At 70.6% G+C, this 21465-nt stretch carries 20 protein-coding genes; 6 read left to right on the top strand and 14 right to left on the bottom strand.

Features of this window, described 5'->3' with window-relative positions:
* Nucleotides 1–47: 47 nt before the first annotated feature.
* The gene (locus G6N10_RS03230; protein WP_085098590.1) at nucleotides 48–581 is read right to left on the bottom strand and encodes an Rv1476 family membrane protein; all 534 of its coding nucleotides are present in this window, start codon (nucleotides 579–581) and stop codon (nucleotides 48–50) included.
* A gap of 222 nt (nucleotides 582–803) precedes the next feature.
* Here G6N10_RS03230 and G6N10_RS03225 point away from each other — a divergent pair, with 222 nt between their 5' ends.
* Nucleotides 804–3560 (top strand): aconitate hydratase, encoded by a 2757-nt coding sequence (locus tag G6N10_RS03225; RefSeq protein ID WP_234810626.1) that lies wholly within the window; start codon nucleotides 804–806, stop codon nucleotides 3558–3560.
* 9 nt (nucleotides 3561–3569) lie between these two features.
* On the top strand, nucleotides 3570–4133 hold the full coding sequence (locus tag G6N10_RS03220; protein ID WP_085098537.1) for a TetR/AcrR family transcriptional regulator: 564 nt from the start codon (nucleotides 3570–3572) through the stop codon (nucleotides 4131–4133).
* A gap of 6 nt (nucleotides 4134–4139) precedes the next feature.
* Here the strand turns inward: G6N10_RS03220 and G6N10_RS03215 are convergent, their stop codons facing one another.
* From G6N10_RS03215 to G6N10_RS03160, 12 genes are all read right to left on the bottom strand, one after another.
* On the bottom strand, nucleotides 4140–5771 hold the full coding sequence (locus tag G6N10_RS03215) for an ABC-F family ATP-binding cassette domain-containing protein (protein ID WP_085098540.1): 1632 nt from the start codon (nucleotides 5769–5771) through the stop codon (nucleotides 4140–4142).
* 13 nt (nucleotides 5772–5784) lie between these two features.
* Nucleotides 5785–6606, bottom strand: coding sequence for an enoyl-CoA hydratase (locus G6N10_RS03210; protein ID WP_407663963.1), 822 nt, complete (start codon nucleotides 6604–6606; stop codon nucleotides 5785–5787).
* 43 nt (nucleotides 6607–6649) lie between these two features.
* Nucleotides 6650–7012 (bottom strand): thioredoxin, encoded by a 363-nt coding sequence (gene trxA, locus G6N10_RS03205; RefSeq protein ID WP_085098545.1) that lies wholly within the window; start codon nucleotides 7010–7012, stop codon nucleotides 6650–6652.
* 70 nt (nucleotides 7013–7082) lie between these two features.
* Complete coding sequence (locus G6N10_RS03200) at nucleotides 7083–8714, bottom strand: monocarboxylic acid transporter (RefSeq protein WP_085098548.1); 1632 nt, start codon at nucleotides 8712–8714, stop codon at nucleotides 7083–7085.
* The gene (locus tag G6N10_RS03195) at nucleotides 8711–9061 is read right to left on the bottom strand and encodes a DUF485 domain-containing protein (protein ID WP_085098550.1); all 351 of its coding nucleotides are present in this window, start codon (nucleotides 9059–9061) and stop codon (nucleotides 8711–8713) included. The genes G6N10_RS03200 and G6N10_RS03195 overlap by 4 nt, the downstream gene beginning before the upstream one ends.
* Before the next feature lie 711 nt (nucleotides 9062–9772).
* Nucleotides 9773–10117: a metal-sulfur cluster assembly factor gene (locus G6N10_RS03190; RefSeq protein ID WP_085092398.1), complete on the bottom strand. Its 345-nt coding sequence runs from the start codon at nucleotides 10115–10117 to the stop codon at nucleotides 9773–9775.
* Nucleotides 10114–10629, bottom strand: a complete 516-nt coding sequence (gene sufU / locus G6N10_RS03185) for a Fe-S cluster assembly sulfur transfer protein SufU (RefSeq protein WP_085092399.1) — start codon at nucleotides 10627–10629, stop codon at nucleotides 10114–10116. The genes G6N10_RS03190 and sufU overlap by 4 nt, the downstream gene beginning before the upstream one ends.
* A gap of 7 nt (nucleotides 10630–10636) precedes the next feature.
* Nucleotides 10637–11890, bottom strand: coding sequence for a cysteine desulfurase (locus tag G6N10_RS03180; RefSeq protein ID WP_085092400.1), 1254 nt, complete (start codon nucleotides 11888–11890; stop codon nucleotides 10637–10639).
* On the bottom strand, nucleotides 11890–12657 hold the full coding sequence (gene sufC, locus G6N10_RS03175) for a Fe-S cluster assembly ATPase SufC (RefSeq protein WP_085092401.1): 768 nt from the start codon (nucleotides 12655–12657) through the stop codon (nucleotides 11890–11892). The genes G6N10_RS03180 and sufC overlap by 1 nt, the downstream gene beginning before the upstream one ends.
* On the bottom strand, nucleotides 12654–13832 hold the full coding sequence (gene sufD / locus G6N10_RS03170) for a Fe-S cluster assembly protein SufD (RefSeq protein WP_085092402.1): 1179 nt from the start codon (nucleotides 13830–13832) through the stop codon (nucleotides 12654–12656). Before sufD ends, sufC begins: the two co-directional genes overlap by 4 nt.
* Complete coding sequence (sufB, locus tag G6N10_RS03165; RefSeq protein WP_085092403.1) at nucleotides 13832–15277, bottom strand: Fe-S cluster assembly protein SufB; 1446 nt, start codon at nucleotides 15275–15277, stop codon at nucleotides 13832–13834. Before sufB ends, sufD begins: the two co-directional genes overlap by 1 nt.
* Before the next feature lie 60 nt (nucleotides 15278–15337).
* On the bottom strand, nucleotides 15338–16099 hold the full coding sequence (locus G6N10_RS03160) for a helix-turn-helix transcriptional regulator (RefSeq protein WP_085092404.1): 762 nt from the start codon (nucleotides 16097–16099) through the stop codon (nucleotides 15338–15340).
* 32 nt (nucleotides 16100–16131) lie between these two features.
* Here G6N10_RS03160 and mptB point away from each other — a divergent pair, with 32 nt between their 5' ends.
* The 4 genes from mptB to G6N10_RS03140 are packed head-to-tail and all read left to right on the top strand — an operon-like array spanning nucleotide 16132 to nucleotide 20514.
* Nucleotides 16132–17784, top strand: a complete 1653-nt coding sequence (gene mptB, locus G6N10_RS03155; RefSeq protein WP_085092405.1) for a polyprenol phosphomannose-dependent alpha 1,6 mannosyltransferase MptB — start codon at nucleotides 16132–16134, stop codon at nucleotides 17782–17784.
* An 11-nt stretch (nucleotides 17785–17795) separates the two neighbouring features.
* Nucleotides 17796–18731: an ABC transporter ATP-binding protein gene (locus G6N10_RS03150; protein WP_085092406.1), complete on the top strand. Its 936-nt coding sequence runs from the start codon at nucleotides 17796–17798 to the stop codon at nucleotides 18729–18731.
* On the top strand, nucleotides 18728–19522 hold the full coding sequence (locus G6N10_RS03145) for an ABC transporter permease (RefSeq protein WP_244960446.1): 795 nt from the start codon (nucleotides 18728–18730) through the stop codon (nucleotides 19520–19522). The genes G6N10_RS03150 and G6N10_RS03145 overlap by 4 nt, the downstream gene beginning before the upstream one ends.
* Nucleotides 19523–19566: 44 nt before the next feature.
* Nucleotides 19567–20514 carry a COX15/CtaA family protein gene (locus G6N10_RS03140; protein WP_085101199.1) on the top strand — a complete coding sequence of 316 codons (948 nt, stop codon included), beginning with the start codon at nucleotides 19567–19569 and terminating at the stop codon, nucleotides 20512–20514.
* Here G6N10_RS03140 and G6N10_RS03135 read toward each other — a convergent pair.
* Entirely contained in the window at nucleotides 20511–21461 is a 951-nt protein-coding gene (locus G6N10_RS03135; RefSeq protein WP_085101196.1) for an ATP-grasp domain-containing protein, read from the bottom strand. The genes G6N10_RS03140 and G6N10_RS03135 overlap by 4 nt on opposite strands.
* Nucleotides 21462–21465: the final 4 nt, after the last annotated feature.

The following is a 21465-nucleotide window of genomic DNA, read 5'->3' as shown; positions in this document are numbered from 1 at the left end:
ACCTTGGCGAATTTCGGCAATTGCGTCTGAAACCGTCCGGCGACGGGTTATCCCTCGGCGGCGCAGGCACTTTCGGGGTCGGCGCGCCGACGGGCCCGGACCCCGGCAACCCGCGCCAGGGCCGCCCCGAGCACAACGACGGCCAGCAATACAACGGTCAACGCGGTCCACGGGAAAATGGGGGTATTGAGCTGGCTGACGAAATTCTCCGCCGACTGCACCGGGTTACCGGTCTTGGCCAGGTCCTCCCCGGCCTCCAGCGTCGCCCGGTCGTAGCTCGGGCTGTAGGTGCCGGCGAACGACGGGCTCAGCACCAGCACCGTCGCACCCGGGTGCTGCTGACCCACCTCGTTGGCGATGTCACGCAGCGGGGTGTCGATCGGCGGGTTGTCCTCGATCACCACGATCTTGAGCTCGATGCCGTCGTTGCCGGCAGCGGTGACCACCTGCTCCAGCGCCGACCGGTCCACCCCGGCCGGCGCGCTGACGCCGTCGGCGGCGACCTGTTCCTGCACCCGCACCATGTCCACCTCGTGCGGGATGAAGGCCGGCGGATACGGGTCGAAGAGCGCGCCATGCATGTCGGCCACCGTACTTCAGCCCGGTCTCAACACCCCGCAACACACGGTCACGAACAAATTTCGCCCCCAGCCCCCTTGCAGTACGCTCGTACTGTTAGAGTTGCCTGGTCCGCAGTGCAACAGCCATGTCTGCGGTGACAACTCAACGCGGGAGTCGATGTGACCAGCCAGAATTCGTTCGGAGCGCACGACACGCTCCAGGTCGGGGACCACAGCTACCAGATGTACCGCCTCGACGCGGTACCCGGCACCGAGAAACTGCCCTACAGCCTGAAGGTGCTTGCGGAAAACCTGCTGCGCACCGAGGACGGCGCCAACATCACCAAGGACCACATCCTGGCGCTGGCCAACTGGGATCCCTCGGCCGAGCCGAGCGTCGAGATCCAGTTCACCCCGGCCCGGGTCATCATGCAGGACTTCACCGGTGTGCCGTGCGTGGTCGACCTGGCCACCATGCGCGAGGCCGTCGCGGCGCTCGGCGGCGACCCGGAGAAGGTCAACCCACTGGCCCCGGCCGAGCTGGTCATCGACCACTCGGTGATCCTGGACGTGTTCGGCACCCCGGACGCCTTCGAGCGCAACGTCGAGCTGGAGTACCAGCGCAACGGCGAGCGCTACCAGTTCCTGCGCTGGGGCCAGGGCGCCTTCGCCGACTTCAAGGTCGTCCCGCCCGGCACCGGCATCGTGCACCAGGTGAACATCGAGCACCTGGCCCGGGTGGTGTTCGAGCGCGACGGGGTGGCCTACCCGGACACCTGCGTGGGCACCGACAGCCACACCACCATGGAGAACGGCCTCGGCGTGCTGGGCTGGGGGGTCGGCGGCATCGAGGCCGAGGCCGCCATGCTGGGCCAGCCGGTGTCGATGCTGATCCCGCGGGTGGTCGGCTTCAAGCTGACCGGGGAGATCCAGCCCGGGGTGACCGCCACCGACGTGGTGCTGACCGTCACCGACATGCTGCGCCGGCACGGCGTGGTCGGCAAGTTCGTGGAGTTCTACGGCAAGGGCGTGGCCGAGGTGCCGCTGGCCAACCGCGCCACCCTGGGCAACATGAGCCCGGAGTTCGGCTCCACCTGCGCGATCTTCCCGATCGACGACGAGACGATCAACTACCTGCGGCTGACCGGGCGCAGCGATGAACAGCTGGCCCTGGTCGAGGCCTACGCCAAGGCCCAGGGCATGTGGCACAACCCCGATCGCGAGCCGGTGTTCTCCGAGTACCTGGAGCTGGACCTGTCCACCGTGGTGCCCTCGATCGCCGGGCCCAAGCGCCCGCAGGACCGGATCCTGCTCTCCGAGAGCAAGGTCGCCTTCCGCAAGGACATCCACAACTACGTCGAGGAGAACCTCCCGGCGCCGCACACCCAGCTCGACGAGGCCATCGAGGAGTCCTTCCCGGCCTCGGACCCGGTCAAGCTGTCCTTCGCCGACGACGGCGCGGCGGACCTGCGTCCGTCGGCGGCCAACGGCTCGCACGGCCGCCCGACCAAGCCGGTGCTGGTCAGCAGCGCCGACCGCGGCGAGTTCTACCTGGACCACGGCGCGGTCGCGGTGGCCGGCATCACCTCCTGCACCAACACCTCCAACCCGTCGGTGATGATCGGGGCGGCGCTGCTGGCCAAGAAGGCCGTCGAGAAGGGCCTGAGCTCCAAGCCCTGGGTGAAGACCAACATGGCGCCCGGCTCGCAGGTGGTCACCGACTACTACAACAAGGCCGGGCTGTGGCCCTACCTGGAGAAGCTGGGCTTCTACCTGGGCGGCTACGGCTGCACCACCTGCATCGGCAACACCGGCCCGCTGCCCGAGGAGATCTCCGCCGCGGTCAACGACAACGATCTGGCGGTGACGGCCGTGCTGTCGGGCAACCGCAACTTCGAGGGCCGGATCTCCCCCGACGTCAAGATGAACTACCTGGCGTCCCCGCCGCTGGTGATCGCCTACGCGATCGCCGGGACGATGGACTTCGACTTCGAGACCGAGCCGCTGGGCACCGACACCGACGGCAACCCGGTGTTCCTGCGCGACATCTGGCCCTCGGCCACCGAGATCGAGGACACCATCGCCTCCTCGATCAACCGGGAGATGTTCACCGCGTCCTACGCCGATGTGTTCAAGGGCGACGAGCGCTGGCGCAACCTGCCCACCCCGGAGGGCAACACCTTCGCCTGGGACGACGCCTCGACCTATGTGCGCAAGGCCCCGTACTTCGACGGGATGGGCCTGGAGCCCGAGCCGGTGTCCGACATCGCCGGCGCCCGGGTGATGGCGCTGCTGGGCGATTCGGTCACCACCGACCACATCAGCCCGGCCGGTTCGATCAAGCGCGGCACCCCGGCGGCGGACTACCTGGAGGCCAACGGCGTCGACCCCAAGGACTTCAACTCCCTGGGCAGCCGGCGCGGCAACCACGAGGTGATGATCCGCGGCACCTTCGCCAACATCCGGCTGCAGAACCGGGTGCTGGACACCATCGGCCTGGAGGGCACCCAGGGTGGCTACACCCGGGACTTCACCCAGGACGGCGGCCCGAAGGAGTTCATCTACACCGCCTGCGAGAACTACCAGAAGGCCGGCATCCCGCTGGTGGTGCTGGGCGGTAAGGAGTACGGCTCGGGGTCCTCGCGGGACTGGGCGGCCAAGGGCACCACGCTGCTGGGCGTCAAGGCCGTCATCACCGAGTCCTTCGAGCGCATCCACCGGTCCAACCTGATCGGCATGGGCGTGATCCCGCTGCAGTTCCCGGCCGGCGAGAACGCCAAGACGCTGGGCCTGGACGGCACCGAGACCTTCGACATCGTCGGGATCGAGGAGCTCAACACCGGCAAGACGCCCAAGACGGTGCACGTCACCGCCACCAAGCTGGACGGCGCCAAGGTCGAGTTCGACGCCGTGGTGCGGATCGACACCCCCGGAGAGGCGGACTACTACCGCAACGGCGGCATCCTGCAGTTCGTGCTGCGGAACATGCTGAAGGCCTGACCTTCTCCGATGCCGAAAGTGAGCGAGGACCATCTGGCGGCGCGCCGCCGCCAGATCCTCGACGGGGCCCGTCGCTGTTTCGCCGAGTTCGGCTACGACAAGGCGACGGTGCGCCGGCTGGAAGAGTCGATCGGGCTGTCCCGGGGGGCGATCTTCCACCATTTCCGGGACAAGGACTCGCTGTTCTTCGAGCTCGCGCGTGAGGACGCCGAGCGGATGGCCGAGGTGGCCAGCCGGGAAGGACTGATCCAGGTGATGCGCGACATGCTCGCCGCACCGGAGCAGTTCGACTGGCTGGCCACCCGGCTGGAGATCTCCCGCAAACTGCGCACCGACCAGGCGTTTCACCGCGGCTGGGCGGAGCGGTCCACGGAGCTGGTCAACGCCACCAGCGAGCGGCTGCGCCAGCAGCGCGAGGCCGGCCGGCTGCGCGAGGATGTGCCCGGCGAGGTGCTGCAGACCTACCTGGACCTGGTGCTCGACGGGCTGATCACCCGGTTGGCCTCCGGGGACGATCCCGCCCAGCTGGGCGCGGTGCTGGACCTGGTGGAACGCTCGGTGCGGCAGAGCTGAGCCGGCTCAGGCCAGCTCGATCAGTTCCCGGTAGTCCTGCGACCAGAAGTCCTCGGTGCCGTCGGGCAGCAGCACCACCCGCTGCGGTTCCAGCGCCTCGGCCGCACCCGGATCGTGGGTGACCAGCACGACAGCCCCGGTGTAGCTGCGCAGCGCGTCGAGCACCTGTTCCCGGGACGCCGGGTCCAGGTTGTTGGTCGGCTCGTCGAGCAGCAGCACGTTGGCGGTGGAGGCGACCAGCCCGGCCAGCGCGAGCCGGGTCTTCTCGCCGCCGGACAGCGTGCCGGCCGGCTGTTCGAGCTGCGGGCCGGTGAACATGAACGCGCCAAGCAGCCCGCGCAGGTCCTGCTCGCCGGTGTCCGGGGCGGCGTGGCGGATGTTCTCCCACACCGTCGCGTCGTTGTCCAGGGTGTCGTGTTCCTGGGCGAAGTAGCCGATCCGGCAGCCGTGGCCGGGCTCGAGCTGTCCGGCGTCGGGTGTCTCGGTGCCGGCCAGCACCCGCAGCAGGGTGGTCTTGCCCGCGCCGTTGAGGCCCAGCACCACCACCCGGGAGCCGCGGTCGATGGCCAGGTCGACCCCGGTGAACACCTCCAGCGAGCCGTAGGTCTTGGTCAGCCCGCTGGCCATCAGCGGGGTCTTGCCGCACGGCGCGGGGGTGGGGAACTTGATCCGGGCCACCTTGTCGGCGACGCGTTCCTCGTCCAGCTCGGCCATCATCCGCTCGGCGCGGCGCAGCATGTTCTGCGCGGCGACCGCCTTGGTGGCCTTGGCGCCCATCTTGGCGGCCTGGGCGCGCAGCGCACCGGCCTTGCGCTCGGCGTTGGCGCGCTCCCGGCGGCGGCGCTGCTCGTCGGTGGCGCGGGCGTCGAGGTACTTGTGCCAGCCCATGTTGTAGACGTCGGCCTCGCCGCGCACCGCGTCGAGGAACCAGACCCGGTTGACCACGTCGGCCAGCAGGTCGACGTCGTGGCTGATCACCACCAGCCCGCCGCTGTGGTTGCGCAGAAACTCCCGCAGCCAGCCGATCGAGTCGGCGTCGAGGTGGTTGGTCGGCTCGTCCAGCAGCAGCGTGGTGGAGCCGCCGGCCACCCCGGACTCCGAGGCGGCGAACAGGATCCGGGCCAGCTCGACGCGGCGGCGCTGACCGCCGGACAGCGTGCGCAGCGGCTGGGCGAGGATCCGCTCGGCCAGCCCCAGGCTGGCGCAGATCCGGCCGGCCTCGCTTTCGGCGGCGTACCCGCCGAGCGCGGAGAACCGCTCCTCCAGCTGGCCGTAGCGGCGGATCGCCTTGTCCCGGCCCGCCTCGTCGGCCAGCTCGGCCATCAGGGTCTGCTGCTTCTCCAGGTCGGCGAGCAGCGTGTCCAGGCCGCGCGCCGAGAGCACCCGGTCGCGGGCCAGCACGTCCAGGTCACCCTCGCGGGGGTCCTGCGGCAGGTAGCCGACCTCCCCGGTCCGGGTGATGGTGCCGGCGTACGGTTCGCCCTCGCCGGCCAGGATTCGCATGGTGGTGGTCTTGCCCGCACCGTTGCGCCCGACCAGCCCGATCCGGTCGCCGGGCTGGATCCGCAGCGCGGGGCCCTCGGCGGCCAGCAGCGTGCGCGCGCCGGCGCGGACCTCCAAGTCCGTTGCGGTAATCACGGGTGCGGCTCCGTCACTTGTCGTCGGTGAACTTGGGTGCGCGGCCCTGGGCGCGCGCGGCCACCGCTTCCTCGAAGTTGGCGGTGAGCAGGCGGACGTAGAGCTGCCCCAGGCCCTCGGCCTGCATATGGGACTCCAGGCTACCGGCGTCCAGGCCCGACCACAGCGTGCGCTTGGTCAGCTCGACGCCCGGCCGGGAGAACCCGGCGATCCGCTCCCCCATTGTGACGCACTCGCCGATCAGGTCCTGCGCCGGCACCAGCCGGGACACCAGCCCGATCCGCTCGGCCTCGGGCGCGTCGACGTCGCGGCCGGTCAGCATCAGCTCGAAGGCGCGGCTGGTGCCGATCGCCCGCGGCAGCAGGTAGCTCAGGCCCAGCTCGCTGGCGGTCAGGCCGTTGTTGATGCCGGCGGCCCGGAAGTAGGCGTCCGGGCTTGCCACCCGGATGTCGCAGGCCAGCGCCAGGCACAACCCGCCGCCGATGGCCGCACCGTTGACCGCGGCGATGACCGGCTGATGCAGCCGGCGCAGGCCGAGGATCACCTCGTCGAGGATCTCCATGGTGCGCAGCCCGAAACCGGGCCGGGTCAGCCCCGCCACGTTGGGCACCGCACCGGCGGACTTGTGGTCGGCGCCGGAGGAGAATCCGGCGCCCGCGCCGGTCAGCACCACCGCGCGCACGTCGTTGTCGTCGGTGATCTGCCGCAGCACCTCGCGCAGCGGCAGCATCACGTCGAACGCCATGGAGTTCATCCGCTCCGGGCGGTTCAGCGTGATCAGCGCGACGTGCGGGCGGGGCCGGTCGACCAGGACGAATTCGGAGTGCGCGGTCACGGACAGTCACGCTAGCGCTGCCGGTGACCGCCGCCCAAACGGGTTACCGGTCCTGCTGGTCGGACGCCGCGATCGCCGCGTCCACGTCGAACTCCTTGACCTTCTGGATCAGGTCCTCCAGGGCCGGTCCGGGCAGCGCGCCGGCCTGGTTGAACACCAGCTTGCCCTGCTTGAACGCCATCAGCGTCGGGATGGAGCGGATCTGGGCGGCCGCGGCCAGTTCCTGCTGCGCCTCGGTGTCGACCTTGGCGAAGACCACGTCGGGGTGTTCCTCGGAGGCCTTGGCGAAGGTCGGTGCGAAGGCCCGGCACGGGCCGCACCAGGACGCCCAGAAGTCGACCAGCACGATGTCGTTGCCGGTCACGAGGTTGTCGAATTCTGCTGCGGTGATGTCTTGAGTAGCCACGCCTGTCCCAACGTCAGGGGGAACCGCGTTGTTCCCACCCCCAATATACCCCACGGGGTATGTGCGGGGTTCAGTGCTCGACGGCCGGCTCGGCACCGATCCCGGTCAGCGACCGGACCTCCATCTCCGCGGCCAGCACCGGGTCCTCGTCATCGGGCGCGGTCAGGGTGCCGACGATGCCGAGCACAAACGCCAGCGGAATGGACACGATGCCGGGGTTGGCCAGCGGGAACCAGGCGAAGTCCGCGCCCGGGATCATCGCCGTCGGCGAACCCGACACCGCCGGGGAGAACACGATCAGCACGATCGTGGCGGCCAGGCCGCCGTACATGCTCCACAGCGCGCCCCGGGTGTTGAACCGCCGCCAGTACAGCGAGTACACGATGGTCGGCAGGTTGGCGGCCGCGGCGACCGCGAACGCCAGCGCCACCAGGAAGGCGATGTTCTGACCGTTGGCCAGGATGCCCAGACCGATGCCCAGCAGCCCCAGCACCACCGCGGTGATCCGGGAGACCCGGACCTGCTCGGCCTCGGACACGGTGTGCGACTTGAGCACCGAGGCGTACACGTCGTGGGCGAACGACGCCGCCGCGGTGATGGTCAGGCCGGCCACCACGGCCAGGATGGTGGCGAACGCGACCGCCGCGATCACCCCGAGCAGGATCACCCCGCCCAGCTCGAAGGCCAGCAGCGGGGCGGCGGCGTTCTGTCCGCCGGCGGCGGCCAGGATCCGGTCCGGGCCGACGATCGCGGCCGCGCCGTAGCCCAGCACCAGGGTGAACAGGTAGAACGCCCCGATCAGCGCGATCGCCCACACCACCGAGCGGCGCGCCTCCTTGGCCGTCGGCACGGTGTAGAACCGCATCAGCACGTGCGGCAGCCCGGCGGTGCCCAGCACCAGCGCGATGGCCAGCGACAGGAAGTTGATCTTCGAGGTCAGCGAGCCGCCGTACTGGGCGCCCGGAGCCAGCACGTCGCGGCCGGCGACGACCGGATCGGTCGAGGCCGCAATCGCGCTCTGCGCGCTCCCGAGGATGTCCGAGAGGTTCAGGCCGAACCGCGCCAGCACCATCGCCGTCATCACCGCGGCCCCCGCGATCAGCAGCACGGCCTTGATGATCTGCACCCATGTGGTGCCCTTCATGCCGCCGACCAGCACGTACACGATCATCAGCACGCCGACCACGGCGATCACGATGGACTGGCCGGTGCGGCTGCGGACATCCATCAGCAGCGCGACCAGCCCGCCGGCGCCGGCCATCTGCGCCAGCAGGTAGAACAGCGACACCGTCAGCGTCGAGGTGGCCGCGGCCAGCCGGACCGGCTTCTGCTTGAGCCGGAAACTGAGCACGTCGGCCATGGTGAACTTGCCGGTGTTGCGCAGCAGCTCGGCGACCAGCAGCAGCGCCACCAGCCAGGCCACCAGGAAGCCGATCGAGTAGAGGAACCCGTCGTAGCCGTACACCGCGATGGCGCCGGCGATGCCCAGGAAGCTGGCGGCCGACAGGTAGTCCCCGGCGATGGCGATGCCGTTCTGCGGGCCGGAGAACGCCCGGCCGCCGGTGAAGAACTCCGCGGCGGTGGCATTTTTGTTCGACGCGCGGATCACCACCACCAGGGTGACGACGACGAACAGGCCGAAGATGGCCATGTTGGCCATCGGGTTGCCGACGGTCTCGGCGGCCAGGTAGCCGGTGCTCATCGCTCGGCCCCCGCCGCGCGCTCCAGCTCACCGCGGATCTTCGCCGCCCGCGGGTCCAGCTCCCGGTTGGCGAACCGCACGTACAGGCCGGTGATGACGAACGTCGAGATGAACTGGCCCAGCCCGATCAGCATGCCGAGGTTGTAGTTGCCCAGCACCGGGGTCGCCATGAAGTCGATGGCGAAGGTGCTCAGCAGGACGTAGACGGCGTACCAGATCAGGAAGAACACGGTCATCGGGAATACGAAGCGGCGCAGCCGACGCTTGAGGTCCTGGAACTCCGGGCTGGCCGCCGCGGCGAGGAACTGCTCCCCGCTGGGACTGGGTGGGCGCACTTCTTCGGACACCGGGCCTCCTCAACATCCGTTGAACAACGACGGTGAGATTTTTGAGACTCACATCACACCACAGCGGGAAGCTCGCGGCATGGTGGTAGCGCGAAGTGGGAGCAGTTTTTGGCTGGGCGGCGGGGCGGGCAGGCGGGGCGGCGCGGGGCGGGGCGGCGGGGCGGGCGGCGCGGGCATCGAGTGAGAAACCAGGGACGCTGGTGAGAACTTTGGGTGGCCGTCGTCATCGAGTGAGAACTCAGGGAGGTTAGTGAGAACTCTTGCCGGCCGGGTTCATCGAGTGAGAAACCAGGGACCTTAGTGAGACATCAGGGACGTTAGTGAGAACTCAGGACGGCGCTCGTCATCGAAAGAGAAACCTGGGATGCGTTGTTCGAGTAAACCCCGCCACAGTTTCTCTTTCGATGAAAACCCCCGCCCTGACGTCTCACCAACGTCCCTGGGTTCTCACCAAGCTCCCTGAGTTCTCACTCGATGTCGGGCCCCGGCAAAACGTCTCACCAACGTCCCTGAGTTCTCGCTCGATGAGCGCGGCCGGCAAAAGTTCTCACCAACGTCCCTGAAGTCTCACTCGATGTCGGACCCCGGCAAAACGTCTCACCAACGTCCCTGAGTTCCCACTCGATGAGCGCGGCCGGCAAAAGTTCTCACCAACGTCCCAGGGTTCTCACTCGATGGCGCTCCCCCGGTACCCGGCCGGTGTGCGCCGGGTCAGACGGTGAAGCCGAGCGCGCGGAGCTGTTCGCGGCCGTCGTCGGTGATCTTGTCCGGGCCCCACGGCGGGTTCCACACCCAGTTGATCCGGATCTCGCTGACCAGCGACGGCCCGACCAGCGCGGTGCGGGTCTGGTCCTCGATGACGTCGGTCAGCGGGCAGGCCGGCGAGGTCAGCGTCATGTCGATCAGCGCGATCTTGCCGGTCCCGGAGTCCTCGACGCCGAGCCCGTACACCAGGCCCAGGTCGACGACGTTGATGCCGAGTTCCGGGTCGACGACGTCGTGCATGGCCTCGTGCAGGTCGGCGACCAGGGTCTCCTCGGGGGTCAACTCGGTCATGACTGCTCCTCGCTCGAGCCGGCCTGGGCCAGCGCATGATTGTCCCCGCCGGCCTGCGCGGGTGCATGTTTTTCCCCGCTGGCCTGGGCCAGCGCATCTTTGAACGCCATCCAGCCCAGCAGCGCGCACTTCACCCGGGCCGGGTACTTGGCCACCCCGGCGAACGCGATGCCGTCGCCGATCAGGTCCTCGTCGCCCTCGACGGTGCCGCGGGAGGAGATCATCTCGCCGAACGCCGTCACCGACTTCAGCGCGTCGCCCACCGAGGCGCCGATCACCTGGTCGGCGAGCACCGAGGTGGCGGCCTGGCTGATCGAGCAGCCCTGCCCGTCGTAGGACACGTCGGCGACGGTGTCCCCGTCGGCCGACAGCGCCACCCGCAGGGTGACCTCGTCGCCGCAGGTCGGGTTCACGTGGTGCACCTGCGCGCCGAACGGCTCGCGCAGCCCGCGGTGATGCGGATGCTTGTAGTGGTCCAGGATGACTTCCTGGTACATCTGTTCCAGTCGCATTCGGTTCCTAGCTGAAGAATTCCAGGCTGCGGCGCACGCCGGCGATCAACCGGTCGACCTCGTCGAGGGTGTTGTACACCGCGAACGACGCGCGCACGGTGGCGGCCAGGCCGTACCGGCTGTGCAGCGGGTAGACGCAGTGATGCCCCACCCGCACGGCCACCCCCTCGTCGTCGAGCACCTGCCCGACGTCGTGCGCGTGCACGCCGTCGACCACGAAGGCCACCGGCGAGCCGCGCAACTCGTCGGTCAGCGGGCCGACGATGCGCACCTCGGGGATCTCCGACAGCCCGGCGATGGCCGCCCGGACCAGGTCCGCCTCGTGCGCCTCGACCAGGTCCATGCCGATCGCGTCGAGGTAGCGCGCGGCCGCGGCCAGCCCGACGACCTGCGAGGTCATCGGGGTGCCCGCCTCGAACCGCTGCGGGGCCGGCGCGTAGCTGGCCCGCTCCATGGTGACCGTCTCGATCATCGACCCACCGGTCTGAAACGGCGGCAGCACCGCCAGCAGCTCGCGGCGCCCGTAGAGCACCCCGATGCCGGTCGGGCCGAGCATCTTGTGCCCGGAGAACGCGGCGAAGTCCACGTCGAGGGCGTGGAAGTCGACGACCTGGTGCGGCACCGACTGGCAGGCGTCCAGCACGGTCAGCGCGCCGACCGCCTTGGCCCGGGCGACGAACTCGGCGACCGGGGCGATTGCGCCGGTCACGTTGGAGTGCTGGGTGAACGCCACCACCTTGACCCGCTCGTCCAGGGTCAGCGAGTCCAGGTCGATGCGGCCGTCGTCGGTGACGCCGTACCAGCGCAGCTCGGCGCCGGTGCGCCGGCACAGCTCCTGCCACGGGATCAGGTTGGCGTGGTGCTCCAGCTCGGTGACCACCACGACGTCCCCGGGGCCGACGGCACCGGCGAACCGGTCGTCGCCGAGCACGTAGGACAGCAGGTTCAGCGATTCGGTGGCGTTGCGGGTGAAGACCAGCTCGTCGGCGTCGGCCCCGACGAACCCGGCGATGGCGGCGCGGCCGTCCTCGTAGGCGTCGGTGGCCTCCTCCATCAGCTGGTGCGCGCCGCGGTGCACCGCACCGTAGTGGTTCAGCAGGAAGTCGCGTTCGGCGTCGAGCACCGCCAGCGGCTTCTGCGAGGTCGCCCCGGAGTCCAGGTAGGCCAGCTGCTGCCCGCCGCGCATCACCCGGCTCAGGATCGGGAAGTCCGCGCGAACGGCGGTCAGCCGGCCCGCGTCAAGCCCGGTGGCGGTGGTCATCACGCACCGGCCGAGGCCTGGGTGAACCGCTCGTAGCCGTGCTCCTCGAGCTGGTCGGCGAGCTCCGGGCCGCCGGACTCGACGATCCGGCCGTCGACGAAGACGTGCACGAACTGCGGCTGGATGTAGCGCAGGATGCGGGTGTAGTGGGTGATCAGCAGGACGCCGCCGTGCTCGGCCTCGGCGTAGCGGTTGACGCCCTCGCTGACGATCCGCAGCGCGTCGACGTCCAGGCCGGAGTCGGTCTCGTCCAGGATCGCGATCTTCGGCTTGAGCAGCGACAGCTGCAGGATCTCGTGGCGCTTCTTCTCGCCGCCGGAGAAGCCCTCGTTGACGCTGCGCTCACCGAAGGTCGGGTCGATGTCCAGCTCGGCCATCGCGGCCTTGACCTCCTTGACCCAGTGCCGCAGCTTGGGGGCCTCGCCGCGCACCGCGGTGGTCGCGGTCCGCAGGAAGTTCGACATCGACACCCCGGGCACCTCGACCGGGTACTGCATCGCCAGGAACAGCCCGGCCCGGGCCCGCTCGTCGACGCTCATGGCCAGCACGTCGGCGCCGTCGAGGGTGATCGAGCCGCCGGTCACGGTGTACTTGGGGTGCCCGGCGATGGCGTAGGACAGCGTCGACTTGCCCGACCCGTTGGGGCCCATCACCGCGTGGGTCTCGCCCGAGCGCACGGTCAGGTTGACGCCCTTGAGGATCGGGATCGCGGTGCCGTCATCGGCGATGACGGCGGCGTGCAGGTCCTTGATTTCCAGTGTGGTCACGAGGTTCTCGATTCGGTGATGGCCAGCTCTTGTTCGATGGCGTCGGTCAGGCGTTCGCGGACGGCCGGGACGGCGATCTTGGCAATGATCTCGTTGAAGAATCCGCGCACCACCAGGCGCCGGGCCTGGTCCTCCGGGATTCCCCTGGCCCGCAGGTAGAACAGCTGCTCGTCGTCGAACCGGCCGGTGGCGCTGGCGTGCCCGGCGCCGACGATCTCGCCGGTCTCGATCTCCAGGTTCGGCACCGAGTCGGCGCGGGCACCGTCGGTGAGCAGCAGGTTGCGGTTCACCTCGAAGGTGTCGGTGCCGGTGGCCTCCGCGCGGATCAGCACGTCGCCGATCCAGACGGTGTGCGCGTCCGGGCGCCGGGACGACGGATCGCCCTGCACCGCGCCCTTGTACAGCACGTCGGAGCGGCAGTTCGGGTGCGTGTGGTCGACCAGCAGCCGGGATTCGAAGAACTGGCCGTCGTCGGCGAAGTAGGTGCCCAGCAGCTGGGCGTCGCCACCCGGGCCGGTGTAGCCGACCGAGACGGTGGTGCGCACCAGGTCCCCGCCGAGGGTGACGTTGACGTGCCCGAGCACCGCGTCGCGCCCGATCCGGGCGTGCTGGCTGCTGACGTGCACGGCGTCGTCGGCCCAGTCGGCGATCCAGATCACCCCGAGCCCGGCGGAGTCCCCGACGATGATCTCCACGTTGTCGGCGTAGACGCCGCTGCCGCGCAGGTCCACCACCACGATGGCGCGGGCCAGTTCCTCCACCCGCAGCTGCAGGTGCCCGTAGCCGACCTGGTTCTCCCCGGGGCCGGTCACCACGATCTCGATCGGCTCGGCGACCTCGGTGTCCCGGGCCACCGTCACCACCGTCGCGGTCTCGAACGACGAATACGCCTGGGCGGCAACCCGATCGGTGGGCGCGCCGGCCGCACCGAGCCGGGCGTCGTCGCGGCCGACCTGCTCGACGGTGACGCCGGGCTGCGCGGTGACCGACACCTCGGCCCGCCCGGTGGCCGGTGCGGTCCCGTCGTGCAGGCCGCGCAGCCGGCGCAGCGGGGTGAAGCGCCAGATCTCGTCACGGCCGCCGGGCACCTCGAAGGCGTCGACGTCGAAGGAGGAGAACAGCTCGCCCTTGTTGACCACGACCGGGGTGCCCGGCGTGGTTTCCAGTTGTGCCATCAGCCGACCGCGCCTTCCATCTGCAGTTCGATCAGCCGGTTGAGCTCCAGTGCGTACTCCATCGGCAGTTCCTTGGCGATCGGCTCGACGAAGCCGCGGACCACCATGGCCATCGCCTCGTCCTCGGTCAGGCCGCGGCTCATCAGATAGAACAGCTGGTTGTCGCTGACCTTCGACACCGTCGCCTCATGCCCCATCGTGACGTCGTCCTCGCGGATGTCGACGTAGGGGTAGGTGTCCGAGCGGCTGATCGTGTCGACCAGCAGCGCATCGCACTTCACGCTCGCCTTGGCCCCGTGCGCGCCCTTGTTGATCTGCACCAGCCCGCGGTAGGAGGACCGGCCGCCGCCGCGCGCCACCGACTTGCTGACGATGTTGGAGCTGGTGTTGGGCGCCAGGTGCAGCATCTTGGCGCCGGTGTCCTGGTGCTGGCCCTCGCCGGCGAACGCCACCGAAAGCACCTCACCCTTGGCGTGCTCACCGGTCATCCACACCGCCGGGTACTTCATCGTGACCTTGGAGCCGATGTTGCCGTCGATCCACTCCATGGTGGCGCCGGCCTCGGCCCGGGCCCGCTTGGTGACCAGGTTGTAGACGTTGTTCGACCAGTTCTGGATGGTGGTGTAGCGCACCCGGGCGCCGGGCTTGACGACGATCTCCACCACCGCCGAGTGCAGCGAGTCGCTCTTGTAGATCGGCGCCGTGCAGCCCTCCACGTAGTGCACGTAAGAGCCCTCGTCGGCGATGATCAGGGTCCGCTCGAACTGGCCCATGTTCTCGGTGTTGATCCGGAAGTAGGCCTGCAGCGGGATGTCGACGTGCACGCCCTTGGGCACGTAGATGAACGAGCCGCCGGACCACACCGCGGTGTTGAGCGCGGAGAACTTGTTGTCCCCGGCCGGGATCACCGTGCCGAAGTACTCCCGGAACAGCTCCGGGTGTTCCCGCAGGCCCGAGTCGGTGTCCAGGAAGATGACGCCGAGCGCCTCCAGGTCCTCGCGGATCTGGTGGTAGACCACCTCGGACTCGTACTGGGCGGCCACCCCGGCCACCAGCCGCTGCTTCTCGGCCTCCGGGATGCCGAGCCGGTCGTAGGTGTTGCGGATGTCCTCGGGCAGTTCCTCCCAGGAGGTGGCCTGCTTCTCGGTGGACCGCACGAAGTACTTGATGTTGTCGAAGTCGATGCCGTCGAGGTTCGAGCCCCAGTTCGGCATCGGCTTCTTGTCGAAGGTGCGCAGCGCCCGCAGCCGGACGTCCAGCATCCACTCCGGCTCGTTCTTCTTGGCCGAGATGTCGCGGACCACCGCCTCGGAGAGCCCACGCGCGGCGGCGGCGCCTGCGGCGTCGGAATCCGACCAGCCGTAGTCGTAGTGCCCGAGCGCGGCCAGCGCCTCCTCCTGGGTGAGCGCCTCCGGCGCGACTCCGGCCTCCGGTGTGAGGGTCATTTGCGACACTCCATCTCTCGTTCGTCGGTGCTTCGGCTCGTGCGCGGGCCGAAGGTCGTGCTAGTTGCCGGTCGGCGCGAGCGGCACGTGGGTGGTGCACGCGCAGTCGCCGTTGACGATGGTCGCCAGCCGCTGCACATGGGTGCCGAGCAGCTCCGACATCGCCTGGGCCTCGGCGTCGCACAGTTCCGGGAACTCCCGCGCAACGTGCGACACCGGGCAGTGGTGCTGGCAGATCTGCACCCCGCGGATCGGCCCGCCGACCGGGGTGGTGCTGGTCACGTAACCGGCACCGGTGAACGCCGCGGCGATCTCTTCGGCAGTCTGCTCGACGGCCTCCTCGCCCTCGTCGGCGGCCGCCTCGACGCGCTCCAGGATCGTGTCGATGCGGCGCCGGGCGAAGCTGCGTACCGCGTCCTCGCCGCCCACCTCGCGCAGGGCCCGCATCGCCGCCGCGGCCAGATCGTCGTAGGCGTGCTCGAGGCGGGCCCGGCCCGCCGCGGTCAGCAGGTAGCGCTTGGCCGGGCGACCCCGGCCGGCCTGCTGCCAGGCCGCCGCGGCGACGGTCTGCGCCTCACCGGCGTCGATCAGCGCGTCGAGGTGCCTGCGCACCCCGGCCGCGGACAGTCCCAGCCGCTCGGAGATCCGGCCGGCGGTCACCGGCCCGGACTCCAGCAGCAGCCGGATGATCTCCCGGCGGGTATGCCCGTCACCGGCGACGGGTGTCGCACTCGGAACGCCGGAAACGAATTTCACAACATCAGTGTGGCGCAATTCGACCCCTCGGTCCAGCAAGGGCACCCTTACCTGCCGCACCGGCATCGCCCGAGGCCGGGGTTGGTTAGGCTGCCACGGTGGCACCCCGCCGACCGTCGCTGAGCACCTCGATCGCCCGCTGGCACGGCGACGAGCGCACCGTCGGATCCCCGCTGAACACCGCCGAGGTCGTCGCGCTGCGCCGCACCCGGCTGTTCGGGTCCACCGGCACCATCCTGATGGCCATCGGCGCGCTCGGCGCCGGGGCCCGGCCGGTGATCCAGGACCCCACCTTCGGGGTCCGGCTGCTCAACCTGCCCTCCCGCCTGCAGACCGTGTCGCTGACCATGACCACCACCGGCGCGGTGATGATGGCGCTGGCCTGGCTGCTGCTGGGCCGGTTCACCACCGGCCCCCGGCGGATGTCGCGCAGCCAGCTCGACCGCACCCTGATGCTGTGGATCCTGCCGCTGCTGATCGCGCCGCCGATGTACAGCAAGGACGTCTACTCCTACCTGGCCCAGAGCGAGATCGCCCGCAACGGGCTGGACCCCTACACCGTCGGCCCGGCGCCCGGCCTGGGACTGGGCCACGTCTTCACCCTGTCGGTGCCCAGCCTGTGGCGGGAGACCCCGGCCCCGTACGGGCCGCTGTTCCTGTGGATCGGCCGCGGCATCTCCGCGATCACCGGGGAGAACATCGTCGCCGGGGTGCTGCTGCACCGCCTGGTGGTGCTGCTGGGCGTCGCGCTGATCATCTGGGCGGTGCCCCGGCTGGCCCGGCGCTGCGGGGTCGCCGAGGTCAGCGCGATGTGGCTGGGCGCGGCCAACCCACTGCTGCTGATGCATCTGGTCGCCGGCATCCACAACGAGGCGCCGATGCTCGGGCTGATGCTGGCCGGCACCGAATTCGCCCTGCGCGGCATCGAATCCCGGCACCGGCTGCTGCCCCGCCCGCTGCGTGCGCCGTCCACCGAGGCGGACTGGCAGCGCTGGGCGCCGCTGCTGCAACTGCTGGCCGGCACCGTGCTGATCGCGATGTCCTCGCAGATCAAGCTGCCGTCGCTGCTGGCGGTGGGTTTCGTGGCGATGGCGCTGGCACACCGCTGGGGCGGCACCGTCCGGGCGTTCTTCGCCGCCAGCGGGTCGCTGACCGCGATCGCCGTGCTGGTGATCGTGGTGATCGGGAAGGCCAGCGGGCTGGGCTTCGGCTGGCTGTTCACCCTGGGCACCGCCAACGTGGTGCGCAGCTGGATGTCGCCGCCGACGCTGCTGGCCCTGGGCGCCGGCCAGGGCGGGATCCTGCTCGGCCTGGGCGATCACACCACCGCCGTGCTGGCGCTGACCCGCGCGATCGGCGTGCTGATCATCGCCGTGCTGGTCACCTGGCTGCTGCTGACGGTGCTGCGCGGCCGGCTGCACCCGGTCGGCGGCCTCGGGGTGGCGCTGGGCACCACGGTGCTGCTGTTCCCGGTGGTGCAGCCCTGGTACCTGCTGTGGGCGATCATTCCGCTGGCCTGCTGGGCCACCCGGCCCGGTTTCCGGATCGCCGTCATCGTCACCACCCTGGTGGTCGGCATCCTCGGCCCGACCGCCAACGGCGACCGGTTCGCGCTGTTCCAGATCGTCGACGCGACGCTGGCCAGCGCGGTCGTCGTGGCCCTGCTGATCGGGCTGACGTGGCGCCGGCTGCCGTGGCGCGCGATGCCGGCCGGCGATACCGATCCGTCCCCGGCCCCGGTCACCGCCTAGGCTCTGTGCTCGTGAGTTCGGCAGCATCGAGTAACCCGGCGGTACGCCTGCGCGGGGTCAGCAAACGGTACGGCGAGACCACCGCCGTGGCCGGCCTGGACCTGGAGGTCGCGCCCGCGGAGGTGTTCGCCCTGCTCGGCCCCAACGGCGCGGGCAAGACCACCACGGTGGAGATGTGCGAGGGCTTCGTCACCCCGGACAGCGGCAGCGTCGAGGTGCTGGGCCTGGACCCGCTGGCCGACAACGCCGCGCTGCGGCCCCGGATCGGGGTGATGCTGCAGGGCGGCGGCGGGTATCCGGCCGCCCGGGCCGGCGAGATGCTCAACCTGGTGGCCGCCTACTCGGCCAATCCGCTGGACCCGGCCTGGCTGCTGGACACCCTGGGCCTGACCGAGGCCGCCCGCACCACCTACCGCAGGCTCTCCGGCGGCCAGCAGCAGCGCCTCGCGCTGGCCTGCGCCATCGTCGGGCGCCCCGAGCTGGTGTTCCTCGACGAGCCGACCGCCGGCATGGATGCGCACGCCCGGCTGGTGGTCTGGGAGCTGATCGAGGGGCTGCGCCGCGACGGCGTCACCGTCGTGCTGACCACCCACCACCTCAACGAGGCCGAGGAACTCGCCGACCGGATCGTCATCATCGACCGCGGCCGGGCCGTCGCCGCGGGCACCCCGGCCGAGCTGACCCGCAGCGGCGCCGAGGACCAGCTGCGGTTCTCCGCGCCGCCGCGGCTGGACCTGACCCTGCTGACGGCCGCGCTGCCCGAGGGCTACCGGGCCACCGAGACCTCACCGGGGCAGTACCTGGTCGAGGGCCGGATCGATCCGCAGGTGCCGGCGACGGTGGCGGCCTGGGCCGCCCGGATGGATGTGCTGGCCACCGGCATCCGGGTGCAGCAGCGCAGCCTGGAGGACGTGTTCCTGGAGCTGACCGGACGGGAGTTGCGGTGACCGAGACGACCCCGACGGGCCGGTTCGCCCCCGGCACCTTCGCCCCCGACCCCCAGCCCGCCCCGGTGCCGCAGATGCTGGCCGCCCAGTACGGCCTGGAGCTCAAGCTGCTGCTGCGCAACGGCGAGCAGCTGCTGTTGACCATGTTCATCCCGATCACCCTGCTGATCGGGATGGTGCTGATGCCGATCGGCGACTTCGGCACCGACCGCGCCGCGGTGTTCACCCCGGCGATCATGGCGCTGGCGGTGATCTCGACGGCGTTCACCGGCCAGGCCATCGCGGTGGCCTTCGACCGCCGCTACGGCGCGCTCAAGCGGCTCGGCGCGACCGCGCTGCCGGTCTGGGGCGTCATCGCGGGCAAGGCGCTGGCGGTGATCACCACGGTGTTCCTGCAGGCCCTGCTGCTGGGCGGGATCGCGCTGGCGCTGGGCTGGCGGCCCGCCCCGGCCGGCCTGGCGCTCGGCGCGGTGATCATCGCGCTGGGCACCGCCTCTTTCGCCGCCCTCGGGCTGCTGCTCGGCGGCACCCTGCGGGCCGAGATCGTGCTGGCGGTGGCCAACCTGGGCTGGTTCATCTTCGCCGGGTTCGGCGCGCTGGTGCTGCCCTCGGCCGACGGGCTGGTGCCGCCCTGGCTGCGGCTGATCGCCCGGTGCACACCGTCGGGGGCGCTGACCGAGGCGCTCACCGCCGCCACCACCGTGTCGGTGGACTGGTTCGGCATCGCGGTGCTGGCCATCTGGGGGCTGATCGGCGCCGCGGGCGCGCTGCGCTGGTTCCGCTTCACCTGAGCACCTACTACGAGCGGTAGTTTCAGGTCCACTACGATCATCGGGTGGCCATCGGACGGTACTTCCTGCGACTTGTCGACCTGCTGCCCGAACCGAGCCTGCGCGCCCAGCGGATCACCGCGGCGCTGGTGGTGGCGACCCAGGCACTGATCGCGGTCACCGGCGTCATCGTCCGGGTCACCGCCTCCGGGCTGGGCTGCCCGACCTGGCCGCAGTGCTTCCCGGGCAGCTTCGTGCCGGTCCCGCACGCCGAGGTGGCCGCCCTGCATCAGGCCGTCGAGTTCGGCAACCGGATGATGACCTTCCTGGTGGTGCTCACCGCGGCGGCCGCGGTGCTGGTGCTCACCCGGGCCCGGCGCCGCCGCGAGGTGCTGGTCTACGCCTGGCTGATGCCCGCCTCCACCGTGCTGCAGGCCGTGATCGGCGGCATCACCGTGCTCACCGGCCTGCTGTGGTGGACCGTCGCGGTGCACCTGCTGGTGTCGATGGCCATGGTGTGGCTGGCCGCGGTGCTGTTCGTCAAGGTCGGCCAGCCCGACGACGGGGTGCCGCGCCGGCAGATCCCCGCCCCGCTGCGCGCCCTGACCGCGGTGTCCGGCGGGGTGCTGGCCGCGGTGCTGGTGACCGGCACGCTGGTCACCGCCGCGGGCCCGCACGCCGGGGACAAGAGCATCGAGCGGCCGGTGGCCCGCCTGGAGGTGGACATCACCACCCTGGTGCACCTGCACGGCGCGCTGCTGATCTGCTACCTGTCGCTGCTGGTGGCGCTGGGCTTCGGGCTGGCCGCGGTGTCCGCACCCCGGCCGGTGCAGCTGCGGGCCGGTGTACTGGCCGCGCTGGTGGCCCTGCAGGGCGTCGTCGGCGTCGTGCAGTTCGAGATCGGGGTGCCCGCCGTGCTGGTCGCCGTGCACGTCGCGCTGGCCGCCGCGATCACCGCGGGCACCGCCGCGCTGTGGGCGGCCGGGATGACCCGGGTGCCCGTCGAGGCCTAATTCCGCCGGTGCGACATCGGGCCGAGCCCGAGCCGCTCCAACGCGTCGGCCACCGCCACCGCGAACCGCCGCTCGGCGGCCTCCCGCACCGGCCCGGGCTGCACCGACCAGCCCAGGCCCGGCTCGACCAGCTCCAGCTCCAGCAGCGTCGCGTCCGCCGCGCCGCCGATGACGTCGACCCGGGCGTACAGCAACTCGGTCACCGGCAGCTCCAGGTGCGCGGCGGCGGCGGCCAGCGCGCGGCGGCCGAACTCCCACACCGCCGGGTCCGGATCTGCGCCGGTGAGCACCTCGCGGGCGTAGGAGCCGGTGGGATCCAGCCGCTGGGGCCGCCCGGGCGGCGGCAGCATCGGCCCCTTGGCAAAGGCGTGCGAGGGCTGCCCGGCCAGGAACACCAGCGCGGTCTCCCCCGCCTCGATCCGCCGGTCATAGGGCTGCACCAGAACCGTCAGCCCGGCATCGGCGAGCGCGTCGGCGTGCTCGCGGGCCGCGGTGTGGCTGCGGAACCGTTGCGCGCCCACCGATCCCGCCCCGACCGACGGTTTGATCACCACCTCGCCGCCGGGCAGGTGCACCGCCTCATCGGGGCCGAAGAACTCCGATTCCAGCACCCGGACCCCGGCGACCTCCAGGTCGTGCAGGTACACCTTGTCGGTGTTCCACGCGATCACCTCGGGCGCGTTGAGCAGCCGCGGCACCCGCCGGGTCCAGGCCAGGAACTCCTCGATCCGCTCGGTGTAGTCCCACGTCGCCCGCAGGATGACCAGGTCCGCGGTCAGCGTCTGCGGGTCGTCCCAGGGCAGCCAGTGCGCGTGCAGTCCGCGCCGGCGCAGCGCCTCCACCAGGCCGTCGTCGTCGCCGTCGCCGGCCGGCAACCGGGGGCAGCCGGCCAGCACGATGCGCGGGTGGAAGACATCGGGGCGGGCCAACTTACCGGTGGGCGTCACACCG

This window comes from Mycolicibacterium fallax, assembly GCF_010726955.1.
GTDB classification, from domain to species: Bacteria; Actinomycetota; Actinomycetes; order Mycobacteriales; family Mycobacteriaceae; genus Mycobacterium; species Mycobacterium fallax.
This window is presented reverse-complemented; position numbering and strand designations above follow the sequence as displayed.